This is a genomic window from Blastocatellia bacterium (assembly GCA_025054955.1).
Lineage (GTDB): Bacteria > Acidobacteriota > Blastocatellia > HR10 > J050 > JANWZE01.
In genome coordinates this window covers 1-11,142 of the sequence record JANWZE010000015.1, presented here as the reverse complement: position 1 = coordinate 11,142, position 11,142 = coordinate 1, and the positions used below count along the sequence as shown (strand labels likewise).

Below are 11,142 nucleotides of genomic sequence, written 5' to 3'. Positions count from 1 at the left end.
AAAGCCGTTCAGACCGGCGGACCATCCGGTGGCTGCATTCCTGCCAACTTGATTGATCTGCCGATTGACTACGAAAGCCTCACCCAGGCCGGTTCAATGATGGGCTCGGGCGGCATGATCGTGATGGACGAAGATACCTGTATGGTGGATGTGGCGAAGTTTTTCATCCAGTTCACCAACGATGAGTCGTGCGGCAAGTGCACTGTCTGCCGCGATGGAAGCGACGCGCTGCTGGAAGTGCTGACGCGAATCACCGACGGTGAAGGTCGAGAAGGTGACGTCGAATTCCTGGAAGAACTCTCCCATGCCATCAAGGACGCCTCGATGTGCGGTCTGGGAACGACGCTGCCCAATCCGGTCCTGACGACAATTCGATATTTCCGCGACGAGTACGAAGCGCACATCAAGGAGAAACGCTGCCCGGCTAAGGTGTGCAAGAATCTGATCGCTTACTGGATTGATCCGCAACTTTGCCAGGCGTGCTTGATCTGTCAGCGCGAATGTCCGGCGGAATCAATTTACGGCGAAAAGCATATTGTTCATGTCATAGACCAAACCAGGTGCACCAAATGCGGCACGTGTCTGGAGGTCTGCCCGCCGCGCTTCAATGCTGTGAAGATAATATCGGGCGAGCCGGTTCCTCCGGTGGACAAAGGGATTATGGTCGAGCGCAAGAAAAAACCGACGCAATCGGTGAAAGAACACGCGCGCGTGTGATCCTCTGACACGAGGTTTGCTGATGACGCTTCAGGAGATCATCGAAACGCTCCAGGCCAAGCTGCTGGTCAACCCCTCCGGCAAGGAGGTCATAGTGAACCGAGCGTGTGCCTCCGACTTGATGAGCGACGTGCTGACCTTCGCCACGCCTGGCGCCATTCTGCTCACTGGACTGACCACGCCCCAAGCCATCTACACGGCCGAGGTGGCCGACATTGAACTCATTTGCTTTGTGCGCGGGAAAAGACCTCAGGGCGACACCATGAAACTGGCTGAGCAGAAAGGTCTGATCCTTCTGAGCACTGATCTGCCCATGTACGAAAGTTGTGGGCGATTGTACCTGCAAGGTCTGAGGGGCTGCGTGGAGAGATGAAAAACGACGAAGTCAACCAGGTCTTCCAGGTGGGCAGAACGCAGGAATTGATCTACGAGTTGAGAGTCGAGCAAGCCATGACCCGAAAGGTGATCACCGTGAAGCCTGACAATACGATAGAGGATGTCCGTCGCCTCCTCAAAGAACACCGCATCTCTAGCACGCCTGTGATCAAGGCAGGCGAGCTGGTTGGCATTGTCAGCATCGAAGACCTGATCCGTTCGCTTTGCGAGGGACGTATTCACGAGCCGGTGAAGCAACGGATGAGCACGAACGTCGTCACGCTCTTCAGGGACGAGCCGTTGGTGCATGCTGTCGAGAAATTCGAGCGCTACGGTTACGGCCGATTCCCGGTCATTGATCGGAAGACCCACAAACTCGTCGGCATCCTGAGCAAGGTGGACATCATTCGCTGCCTGCTCCGGCGCCTGGAAGTCAATTATCACAAGCAGGAACTCCAGCAATACAGAGCGAACCATTGGTATGCGCAACTTTGTTCTGATCGAAGCGCCGTCATGCTGCGCTATGCCGTTGAAGGAGGAAACTTCGAGAAGGCGGGCCAAGCCAGTAGCCGATTGAAACGGGATTTGAAGATGCTCGGCATTCCGCCGCAGCTCGCGCGACGCATTGCCATCGCTTCGTATGAAGCTGAGATGAACATCGTGATCTTCACGCCCGGAGGCGAACTGGTTGCCACCGTTGAACCCAAGAAGATCACCGTTACGGCGACGGATCAGGGTCCTGGCATCGCCGACATTGAGCTGGCCATGCAACCGGGCTATTCGACGGCGCCCGATTGGGTTCGTGAACTCGGCTTTGGCGCCGGCATGGGGCTGCCCAACATCAAAAACTGCTCCGACCAGATGACAATTGATTCAAAGATCGGAGAAGGAACAAGTCTTCAATTCACGGTCTACACATGAGTCTGACACTGAAAAATATCGTTGAGGCACTGAAACTGGTCGTGAAGACCGGTGAACGTCTGCTCGACCGTGCGGTGACGGGCGGCTATGCCGGCGACTTGCTGAGCGATGTTCTTGCTCATGCTCGTCAGGGGAATATCTGGATCACGCTTCAGACGCACGCCAACATTGTGGCGGTGGCCAGCGCCAAAGAACTCTCTGGGATCATCATCGTCAACGCAAGAATGCCGGACGAAGAAACGCTGCGCAAGGCAGAAGAAGAACACATCCCGATCATGGTCAGCTCGCTCTCGACCTACGACGTTGTGTGCAGGTTATGTGAGCTGGGAGTCAGGAACGATGCGAGAGTTTAAGGCCGATCTTCATATTCATACCTGTCTGTCGCCGTGTGCGGAGCTGGAGATGTCGCCGCGCAATATCGTGAGCACGGCGAAACGACGGGGTCTGGATGTGATCAGCATCTGTGACCATAACTCGGCTGAGAATGTTCCCGCCGTGGGAATAAATGCCGCCCGCGAAGGCATCGCTGTGATCGGGGGGATGGAAGTAACGTCCAAGGAGGAGGTGCACATCGTCGCACTCTTCGGCAATGATGAACACCTCTTCTCGCTTCAAGAAATCGTCTATGAGAATCTTCACGGAACCAACGATGAGAAGCTCTATGGCGAACAAGTGATCGTCAACGAAGAGGAAGAGGTCCTCGGGTTTTGTCCCAAACTCTTGATCGGAGCAACCGATCTCACGTTGGAGAAGTTGGTGACCCTGATCCACGATCTCGGCGGGCTGGCCATCGCCGCTCATGTGGACCGGGAGGGATTCGGCATCATCGGTCAGCTTGGTTTTATCCCTGATGGCTTGCCTCTCGATGCGCTGGAATTGGCAGATCCTCACCGGCGCGAGCTCATCCCACAGCCGCATCACCTTCCCTTCATCACAGCGTCCGATGCGCACACGCTGGACCGCATCGGTCAGAGGGTCACAACATTCTTCATGAGGAGCGTGAGCCTGAACGAAATAAAACGATGTCTCCTGGGCCAGGAGGGACGAATGGTGAGGATCTAGGCATGGAAGACCTGTCCCTGCACATCCTGGATATTGTGGAAAACGCTCTGCGAGCAGGAGCCCGCAATGTCATTGTTCGCCTGTCCCAGAGCAAGCGAGAAGACCGCCTCATCCTCGAAATCATAGACGATGGTGAAGGCATGGACGAAGAAACAGTCAGCCGATCGCTTGATCCCTTCTTCACAACGAAGGAGGGTAAGCGGATCGGTCTCGGGCTGCCTTTGCTGGCACAGGCTGCCGAAGAGGCGGAAGGGAAAGTGTACATCAAAAGTGCGCCAGGCAAGGGCACGACGGTGACGGCTATCTTCCGCCTGAGTCATATTGATCGAAAGCCTCTGGGCAACATCGAGGAGACCGTGCGTTGTTTGAGAAGAACCCACCCTGAGGTCCGCTTTCACTTTGAAAGCGTGAATGCCGATTGAGGTGATCCGTCATGATCCGTCTGACCATCAATAATCAAACAGTCGAAGTGCCGGAGGGGACCAATCTCCTCACGGCCATCGAAAAATGCGGGCTGCGCGTGCCGACGCTCTGTTATCACAAGGCGCTGACGCCCTACGGCGCGTGTCGGCTCTGCGTGGTGGAGATTCATGCGCCCGGTCGCCCACCGACTGTCCAAGCCTCGTGCACCTATCCGGCGCTTGACGGTCTCAGCGTCTTCACGGATACGGAGCGCGTCCGGCGGGCGCGAAAGATTACAGCCGAACTGCTCCTGGCCCGCTGCCCCGATTCGGATGTTATTCGGCACATCGCCGCCGAATACGGCGTCTATGAGCCGCGCATCAAGAAGAAGTACGACGATTGCATCTACTGCGGACTGTGCGTGCGAATGTGTCAGGAGCGCATGGGACGAAGCGCCATTGGGTTTACCGGCCGAGGGCCGAGAAAGAAACTGGAGCCTCCCTTTGGCAAGCACAATCCCATCTGCTGGACGTGCGGCGCGTGCGACTTCATCTGCCCGGTGGGAAAGAAGGTGAGGAGCTTGGCCTCGCCGAATGTTCCCATCCCTATTCTCAATCCCTACAACATGGGGCTCAACGAGCGACCGGCCGTTTCGATTTACTATCCCCAAGCCATTCCCAACAAGCCGGCCATTGATCCCAACGTCTGCGTGCGACTGAAGTACAACGATTGCGGAATCTGCGAAGCCGTGTGTGAAGCGAAAGCGATTCGCTTCGATCAGAAAGAAGAGACGATACAGCTCAATGTTGGTGCCATCATCCTCTCACCGGGCTACGAGATCTTCGAGCCCAGAGCCAATAATGACTTCGGCTACGGACGCTATCCGAATGTCATCACCTCGCTACAATTCGAGCGCATTCTCTCCCCTTCCGGTCCGTACGGAGGGGCGGTGCTGCGTCCGTCGGATTTGACGCCGCCTAAGCGCATCGCCTTCATCCAGTGCGTGGGCTCGCGCGACTACGAGCGCGACTACTGCTCATCGGTCTGCTGCATGTATGCCACCAAAGAGGCCATCATCGCCAAAGAACACGCGGGCGAAGATCTCCAGTGCGACATCTTCTTCATGGACATCCGGGCCTTCAGCAAAGGTTTTGAGGCCTACTACGAGACAGCCAAGAAGTTGGGGGTGAACTACATTCGCTGTCGCGTGCCGAAGATCGAGGAGATCCCGGAGACGAAGAATTTGAGGATCACCTATCTCACCGACGATGATCGAAAGGTGTCGAAGGAATACGATCTCGTCGTGCTCTCCGTCGGCATGCAACCGCCACAGAGCGTGCGGCGGATTGCTGAGACATTCGGCGTCCGGCTGAACCGCTTCGGCTTTTGTGAGACGTCCGTCTTTGGCCCTGTAGAGACGGGACGCGAAGGCATCTACGTGGCCGGTCCCTTTACCGAGCCCAAAGATATACCGGAGACGGTGTCGCAAGCTTCGGCAGCAGCGGCCAAAGTCATGGCGTTGCTCGGCGAGGTGCGCGGCAGCCTCATCGCTCCCACGGTCTATCCTCCCGAAATGGACGTGCGAGGACAGGAGCCGCGCGTCGGCGTCTTCGTCTGCCACTGCGGGACGAACATCGCCGGCGTGGTGAACGTTCCGGCCGTAGTCGAATATGCCCGCACGCTGCCGGGCGTCGTCTATGCCGAGAACAATCTCTACACCTGCTCCAACGACAGTCTCGAACGCATCAAACAGAAGATCACGGAACACGGGCTCAATCGCGTGGTCGTCGCCTCCTGCACGCCCCGAACCCATGAAGCGCTGTTCCGAAGCGCCGTGCGCGCTGCCGGCCTCAACCCCTACTACTTCGAGATGGCTAATATCCGCGAACATTGCTCCTGGGTGCACAGTCACGAACCGGATAAAGCCACGGAAAAAGCCAAAGACCTCGTGCGCATGGCCGTGGCCAAAGTGAAACTGAACGATCCACTCTATCCGCGACCGCTGGAGGTGAACCATGACGCGCTCGTCATCGGCGGCGGTTTGGCGGGCATGACGGCGGCGCTGGCCCTCGCGGATCAAGGGTTCACCGTGCACCTCGTTGAAAAGGAGGCCCAGCTTGGCGGCTACCTGCGGGGCGTTTACTACTTGCTCAATGGCGAAGACCCACAGGCCGCCTTGAAGACGTTGATTGCTACCGTCATCGCTCATCCGAACATCCGCGTCTACACTAGCGCCAGGCTCACCGAGGTCAAAGGCTCGCTCGGCAACTTCGAGTCGAAGATCACCGTCGGCGGTGAGGGCGCGACCCAAGAGATCCGTCACGGCGTCATCATCGTGGCGACGGGTGCGCAGACCTACATGCCGACGGAGTTTCTCTATGGACAGGACGACCGCGTCCTGCTGCATCATGAACTCGAAGAGCGCATTGCCAACAACGGGTTCACGGCGAAGTCCGTCGCCTTCATTCAATGCGTCGGCTCTCGGAATAAAGAGCGCCCGTATTGCAGTCGCACCTGTTGCTCGGAGACGATCAAACATGCTTTGAAGCTCAAAGAGTTGGACCCCGACATGCAGATCTATGTGCTCTATCGAGAAATGCGCACCTACGGATTCCGCGAAGCTTACTACACGAAGGCTCGCAAACTCGGCGTCGCGTTCATCCGCTACGCCGATGATCGGCCGCCTACTGTTGTTGGTCATAACGGCAAGCTCTCCGTCATCGTGCGTGATGAGACACTCGGCGAGACGATCCAACTGCTGGTGGATAACGTCGTGCTCGCGGCAGCCACGATTCCGCGCGACGATAACAAAGCACTGGCGCAGTTGCTCAAAGTCCCGCTGAGCGAAGACCGGTTCTTCCTCGAAGCGCATCGCAAGCTGCGACCGCTTGACTTCGCCACCGACGGCATTTTCCTCTGCGGGAACGCACATTCTCCGCTGGCCATCGAGGAGGTGATCTCGCAAGCCTTGGGCGCGGCGGCGCGGGCGGCGACGATTCTCTCGAAGGACACGATCGAGCTTGAACCGACCATTTCACACGTCGTCACCGAAAGCTGCGATGGCTGCGCGTACTGCGTGGACCCGTGTCCGTTTAAGGCAATCACGCTCGTCGAATACGAGGTGAATGGAGAGCTCAAGAAGCGGGTCGAGATCAATGAAGCGATCTGCAAAGGCTGCGGCACCTGCATGGCCACCTGCCCGAAGCGTGCCGTGTATGTCTGGCACTTCCGACCGGAGCAATTGGTGGCCGAAGTGAAGGCAGCGTTGGGAGTGATGACATGAGGAGGTCGCCAACGGATCAAGAGCACCAATGGATGGACGATCCGCTGGAACATTTCATCCGTTGGCGCGGGATTTTCACGGGGAGTGTCCCATGAATGACGATCAATTTGAACCGTTGATCATCACGTTTTGCTGTTACTGGTGCGCATACGCCGGAGCGGATTTGGCGGGCACGTCACGCCTTCAATATCCGCCCAACATCCGCATCATTCGGGTGCAGTGCACCGGCATGATTCATCCGAATTTCGTCATCGAAGCGCTCACCAGCGGCGCCGATGGCGTGCTCATCTGCGGCTGTCATCCGGGTGATTGTCATTACCTGGAGGGGAATCTCCGCGCCAAGGCGCGCGCTGAAGCGATTGAGTTGATGCTCGAAGATTTCGGCCTGGAGCCGGAACGATTTCGGTTGGAGTGGGTCTCGGCCTCTGAAGCGCAACGCTTCGCGCAGGTAGTCACTGAGATGGTCGAGCAAGTCCGGCGTTTAGGGCCGAGCCCCTATCGCATGGCGGTGTAGTAGCGGCCGATGACTTCGAGCCAGCGCGATGACCGACAAGCTCCAAAAAGGAGGTGATATATGCCATTACGTTTAGCTCAAGAATGGTTCGCCATCTGCGGCGGATGCGAAGTCACGATCCTCGATGTCGGCGAGCCGCTGCTTGACATTCTGCCCAAGCTCGAGATTGTTCACATGCCCGTCCTCATGGACCATAAACTCTTCGGTCAAACCGGCGAGAAAACCGAAATGGAAATCCCTGAGGCAGACGTAGGAATTATCGCGGGCGGCATCCGAAACGAGGAGAACAAACATCTCGCTCAAGAGATGCGCCGAAAGTGTAAAACCCTGATTGCGATGGGCTCATGCGCCTGCTATGGCGGTGTGCCGGCGCTGGCCAATCTTTCCACTGTGCAAGACCTTTATGAAAAAGTCTATCGGGATTCTGTCTCAACAGAATCCAATGGGATTCCCAACGAACAAATTCCACCGCTGACTGACCGAGTCTACGCCATTCACGAAGTCGTGCCCGTAGATGTGAAACTGCCCGGCTGCCCGACGACGCCGGAGCTGTTTGTCGAAGCGCTGACGGCGTTGCTGGAAGGCAGAACGTTCGCGCTGTCGGGCAAGAGCGTGTGCGATGAATGCCCGCTCATTCGGGAGAAGAAAGCCGTCTCTGCACTGAAGCGGCCGCTGGAGCCGATTGAGTTCACACCGGGCGAGCCGCTCAACACCGTGCGTTGCATCATGGAGCAAGGCTATCTCTGTCTCGGTCCGGCCACCAAAGCCGGGTGCGGCGGACACGACGGCGTGCCGCGTTGCATCCGCGCCTACATGCCGTGCCGCGGCTGTTTTGGTCCGCTCTCAGATACGGCCAATCCGATGGTGGATATGATGGGCGCACTCGCTTCGATTGGTCTGGATGCCAAGCAAATTCCCGATCGAGCGGCCACATTCAACCGGTATGCTGGCGCGCAAGGTCGTTTGCGGCCCGTGCCGAAAGGAGGGAAGCCATCATGAATACTATCGTCATTCAACCTGTCTCTCGTATCGAAGGTCACGCGAAAGTCACAATTCAACTGGACCAGACCGGCAATGTGGCAGACACCCGGGTGAACGTCATCGAGCTACGCGGCTTTGAGAAATTCTGTATCGGAAGACCTGTCGAGGAGATGCCGCGCATCGTGACGCGCATCTGCGGGGTCTGCCCTTGGTCGCATCATCTGGCCGCGAGCAAGGCCGCCGATGCTGTCTTTGGCGTCGAGCCGCCGCCCGCCGGGAAGAAACTGCGCGAACTCTGCAACAGCGTCGCCTACATGGAGGAGCACATCCTGCACTTTTACTTCCTGGCCGGCGCCGATTTCGTCATGGGACCAGATGCTGACCACACAGTGCGCAATGTCATCGGCATCATCGGCAAGATGCCCGATGTGGCGCGACAGGTGGTCCGTGTCCGTCACATGGCGGCGAAGATGTTGGAGATTATCGCAGGCAAGGCGATTCATCCCGATGCCTCGGTGCCGGGCGGGTTCAGCAAACCGCTGCTGCCGGCTGAACGCGATCAGCTCAGGAAGATGGCCGACGAAGCCCTTGAACTGGCCAAGTTCTCGATCAAGTTTGCCAAGGAGAATGTCTTCCCGCAGTACCTCGATACGGTGAAATCGCTGGGCGTCATCGAGACCGGCTTCATCGGCACAGTCAAAGACGATGGCGCGCTCAACCTCTATGATGGCAAGCTCCGCTTGATGTCCAAAGACGGTTCGTATGTTGACTTCCCCTACGATCAATACACCGACTACATCAGCGAGCACATCGAGCCGTGGAGCTACCTGAAGTTCCCCTACGACAAGCGAGCGGGAGCGTTTTCGATGGACCTGGATCATCCAAACGGCATCTATCGAGCCAACACGTTGGCGCGCATCAACGTGTGCGACTACATTGACACGCCGCTCGCTCAAGCTGAACTCGAAGAGTTCCGCAAGAACTTCGGTCGTCCAGCGCAACTGACGCTGCTCTATCACTGGGCGCGGTTGATCGAGCTGCTCTACAACGCCGAAAACGCCATTCGCTTGCTCGATGATCCGGAGATCACCAGCGTTGAAACCCGAAAGAAAGTCGAACCGCGCGCGGCGCGTGGCGTTGGCTGCGTTGAAGCCCCTCGCGGGTCGTTGATCCACGATTACACGACCGATGAGAACGGCATGCTCACCAACGTCAATTTGATCGTCGGCACGACGCACAACAATGCGCCGATCAATATGTCGGTCAAGCAAGCGGCGAAGTCGCTCATCAAGGAGGGGAAGTACGACCAGGGCATCCTCAATCGCGTGGAGATGGCCATCCGCGCCTACGATCCATGCCTTTCCTGCGCGACGCATAAATTCGACGGCACGCTCGCGGTCAAGATTGACATCTACGACAGTCAGGGTCGCTTAGTTGATTCGCTGGCGAACTGAAGCTTGACCCGTTGCCAACGGATGAAAAGTGCCAGCGGATGTTAACCATGATGTCATCTGTTGGAACCTTTCATCCGGTGGCGAAAGGCAAATTACGAATTGAAGATGAACGGCGAGGACTATCTGCCTGACTTTTGCGCCAAGCCGGTGCTGGTGCTTGGCTGTGGCAATCGGCTCTTTGGCGACGACGGGTTCGGCTGTGAGGCGGTGGAGTATCTTCAAAAGCACTATCGGCTCCCTGACGATGTTTACGCGATGGACGTCGGCACGAGCGCGCGCAAGCTCCTTTTCACGCTCTGCCTCAGCTCGGAACGACCCCGGCAGATCATTCTCATTGACGCGGTGGACAAGGGACGAACGCCTGGAGAAATCTTCGAGCTATCGCTCGACGACCTGCCAGTGGAGAAAAGCGATGACTTCTCACTTCACCAGGTTCCATCATCGAATCTGGCGAAAGAATTGAAAGCTGTCGGCATTGACGTTCGCGTGATTGTCTGTCAGATCGGGCGCGTGCCGGAGAGCGTCGAGCCTGGACTGTCCGACCCGGTGGCGCGAGCCATCCCGCGGGCTGCGGCAGAGATCGCCCGCTTGCTGTCGGCGATCCCTCGGGAGCTGTTAGTTGAGCCTCGTTGATGGTATTCTTGAGGCGCAAGAGAAACATGCCCGGTCGTCCAACGCAGCCAAAGAGGAAATGAATCATGGTCAAAGAAAAGAAGGTCTACTTGCCGAAATGGATCGCCTGGATGGTCACCGTGATCATGCTGCCCGTGTGGGGATGGCTCACCTACTCAACCTTTGTCCGTCAGGTAACGGGACAACGGCTGAGCCTGAGCGAGTGGGTGGTCATCTCGATCGTCATCCTCGGATCAATCGTCATGGTCTTCCTGATGAGTTACGGGAAACTGCCTGCCTACATCATCCGAGAAGAGGACAAGTAGAGCCATCATGCATGAGATGTCCATCGCGAGGAGTCTTCTGGAGGTGATCGCGCGGTATGCGCCCGCGAATGGCAGGGCGCGGGTGAAAGTCGTGCGCTTGAGGATCGGCGAGCTGGCCGGTGTGATCCCGGAATCGTTGCGCTTTTGCTTCGGGGTGGCAAGCGAAGGAACCGCTGCACAGGGGGCCGAACTCCAAATCGAGCACGTCCCCATCGTGAGCCGCTGCACCGACTGTCGCTGCGACTTTGAGGTCGAGCAGTACGCCTTCATCTGTCCGAACTGCGACAGCCCTAATGTCGAACTCATTTCCGGCAACGAGCTGGATGTGATAGAACTGGAGGTGGAAGAAGAGGGATGTCCGTGATCACCATCGAGCGAAAGATTCTGGAAAAGAACGATGAGATTGCCGGGCAAAATCGAGCGCGGCTGGCCGAGCATGGCGTCCTGGCCCTCAACATGGTCAGCTCGCCCGGCTCCGGCAAGACCAGCCTCATC

The 11,142-nt window shown here is 57.4% G+C and carries 13 protein-coding genes and 1 pseudogene; all 14 read left to right on the top strand.

Going from position 1 to position 11,142, the window contains the following annotated elements; all coding sequences use genetic code 11:
- On the top strand, nucleotides 1-717 hold a 717-nt coding region (locus tag NZ823_01410; GenBank protein MCS6803785.1), incomplete at its 5' end, for a 4Fe-4S dicluster domain-containing protein.
- Nucleotides 718-739: 22 nt separating this feature from the next.
- Nucleotides 740-1,090 (top strand): hypothetical protein, encoded by a 351-nt coding sequence (locus NZ823_01405; GenBank protein ID MCS6803784.1) that lies wholly within the window; start codon nucleotides 740-742, stop codon nucleotides 1,088-1,090.
- On the top strand, nucleotides 1,087-2,013 hold the full coding sequence (locus NZ823_01400; protein MCS6803783.1) for a CBS domain-containing protein: 927 nt from the start codon (nucleotides 1,087-1,089) through the stop codon (nucleotides 2,011-2,013). Before NZ823_01405 ends, NZ823_01400 begins: the two co-directional genes overlap by 4 nt.
- Nucleotides 2,010-2,366, top strand: a complete 357-nt coding sequence (locus tag NZ823_01395) for a DRTGG domain-containing protein (GenBank protein MCS6803782.1) — start codon at nucleotides 2,010-2,012, stop codon at nucleotides 2,364-2,366. Before NZ823_01400 ends, NZ823_01395 begins: the two co-directional genes overlap by 4 nt.
- Entirely contained in the window at nucleotides 2,353-3,075 is a 723-nt protein-coding gene (locus NZ823_01390) for a PHP domain-containing protein (protein ID MCS6803781.1), read from the top strand. The genes NZ823_01395 and NZ823_01390 overlap by 14 nt, the downstream gene beginning before the upstream one ends.
- Nucleotides 3,076-3,077: 2 nt before the next feature.
- The gene (locus tag NZ823_01385) at nucleotides 3,078-3,497 is read left to right on the top strand and encodes an ATP-binding protein (protein MCS6803780.1); all 420 of its coding nucleotides are present in this window, start codon (nucleotides 3,078-3,080) and stop codon (nucleotides 3,495-3,497) included.
- Nucleotides 3,498-3,508: 11 nt separating this feature from the next.
- A complete protein-coding gene (locus NZ823_01380) occupies nucleotides 3,509-6,760 on the top strand; it encodes an FAD-dependent oxidoreductase (GenBank protein ID MCS6803779.1) in 3,252 nt (1,083 codons plus the stop codon).
- A 91-nt stretch (nucleotides 6,761-6,851) separates the two neighbouring features.
- Nucleotides 6,852-7,274, top strand: coding sequence for a hydrogenase iron-sulfur subunit (locus tag NZ823_01375; protein MCS6803778.1), 423 nt, complete (start codon nucleotides 6,852-6,854; stop codon nucleotides 7,272-7,274).
- A 60-nt stretch (nucleotides 7,275-7,334) separates the two neighbouring features.
- Nucleotides 7,335-8,273: a methyl viologen-reducing hydrogenase gene (locus NZ823_01370; GenBank protein ID MCS6803777.1), complete on the top strand. Its 939-nt coding sequence runs from the start codon at nucleotides 7,335-7,337 to the stop codon at nucleotides 8,271-8,273.
- Nucleotides 8,270-9,709, top strand: coding sequence for a Ni/Fe hydrogenase subunit alpha (locus NZ823_01365; GenBank protein MCS6803776.1), 1,440 nt, complete (start codon nucleotides 8,270-8,272; stop codon nucleotides 9,707-9,709). The genes NZ823_01370 and NZ823_01365 overlap by 4 nt, the downstream gene beginning before the upstream one ends.
- 60 nt (nucleotides 9,710-9,769) lie before the next feature.
- Complete coding sequence (locus NZ823_01360; protein MCS6803775.1) at nucleotides 9,770-10,342, top strand: hydrogenase maturation protease; 573 nt, start codon at nucleotides 9,770-9,772, stop codon at nucleotides 10,340-10,342.
- Between the two features lie 65 nt (nucleotides 10,343-10,407).
- Nucleotides 10,408-10,647 carry a hypothetical protein gene (locus tag NZ823_01355; GenBank protein ID MCS6803774.1) on the top strand — a complete coding sequence of 80 codons (240 nt, stop codon included), beginning with the start codon at nucleotides 10,408-10,410 and terminating at the stop codon, nucleotides 10,645-10,647.
- Between the two features lie 16 nt (nucleotides 10,648-10,663).
- Entirely contained in the window at nucleotides 10,664-11,011 is a 348-nt protein-coding gene (hypA, locus tag NZ823_01350) for a hydrogenase maturation nickel metallochaperone HypA (protein MCS6803773.1), read from the top strand.
- A pseudogene (locus NZ823_01345) lies at nucleotides 11,008-11,142 on the top strand (hydrogenase accessory protein HypB). The gene hypA and the pseudogene NZ823_01345 overlap by 4 nt, the downstream one beginning before the upstream one ends.

Bases quoted from the DNA above. Each gene is read 5' to 3' on its own strand.
- NZ823_01365 (MCS6803776.1), top strand. From the start codon at position 8,270: ATGAATACTATCGTCATTCAACCTGTCTCTCGTATCGAAGGTCACGCG.
- hypA (MCS6803773.1), top strand. From the start codon at position 10,664: ATGTCCATCGCGAGGAGTCTTCTGGAGGTGATCGCGCGGTATGCGCCC.
- NZ823_01405 (MCS6803784.1), top strand. From the start codon at position 740: ATGACGCTTCAGGAGATCATCGAAACGCTCCAGGCCAAGCTGCTGGTC.
- NZ823_01380 (MCS6803779.1), top strand. From the start codon at position 3,509: ATGATCCGTCTGACCATCAATAATCAAACAGTCGAAGTGCCGGAGGGG.
- NZ823_01375 (MCS6803778.1), top strand. From the start codon at position 6,852: ATGAATGACGATCAATTTGAACCGTTGATCATCACGTTTTGCTGTTAC.
- NZ823_01385 (MCS6803780.1), top strand. From the start codon at position 3,078: ATGGAAGACCTGTCCCTGCACATCCTGGATATTGTGGAAAACGCTCTG.
- NZ823_01355 (MCS6803774.1), top strand. From the start codon at position 10,408: ATGGTCAAAGAAAAGAAGGTCTACTTGCCGAAATGGATCGCCTGGATG.
- NZ823_01370 (MCS6803777.1), top strand. From the start codon at position 7,335: ATGCCATTACGTTTAGCTCAAGAATGGTTCGCCATCTGCGGCGGATGC.
- NZ823_01400 (MCS6803783.1), top strand. From the start codon at position 1,087: ATGAAAAACGACGAAGTCAACCAGGTCTTCCAGGTGGGCAGAACGCAG.
- NZ823_01390 (MCS6803781.1), top strand. From the start codon at position 2,353: ATGCGAGAGTTTAAGGCCGATCTTCATATTCATACCTGTCTGTCGCCG.
- NZ823_01395 (MCS6803782.1), top strand. From the start codon at position 2,010: ATGAGTCTGACACTGAAAAATATCGTTGAGGCACTGAAACTGGTCGTG.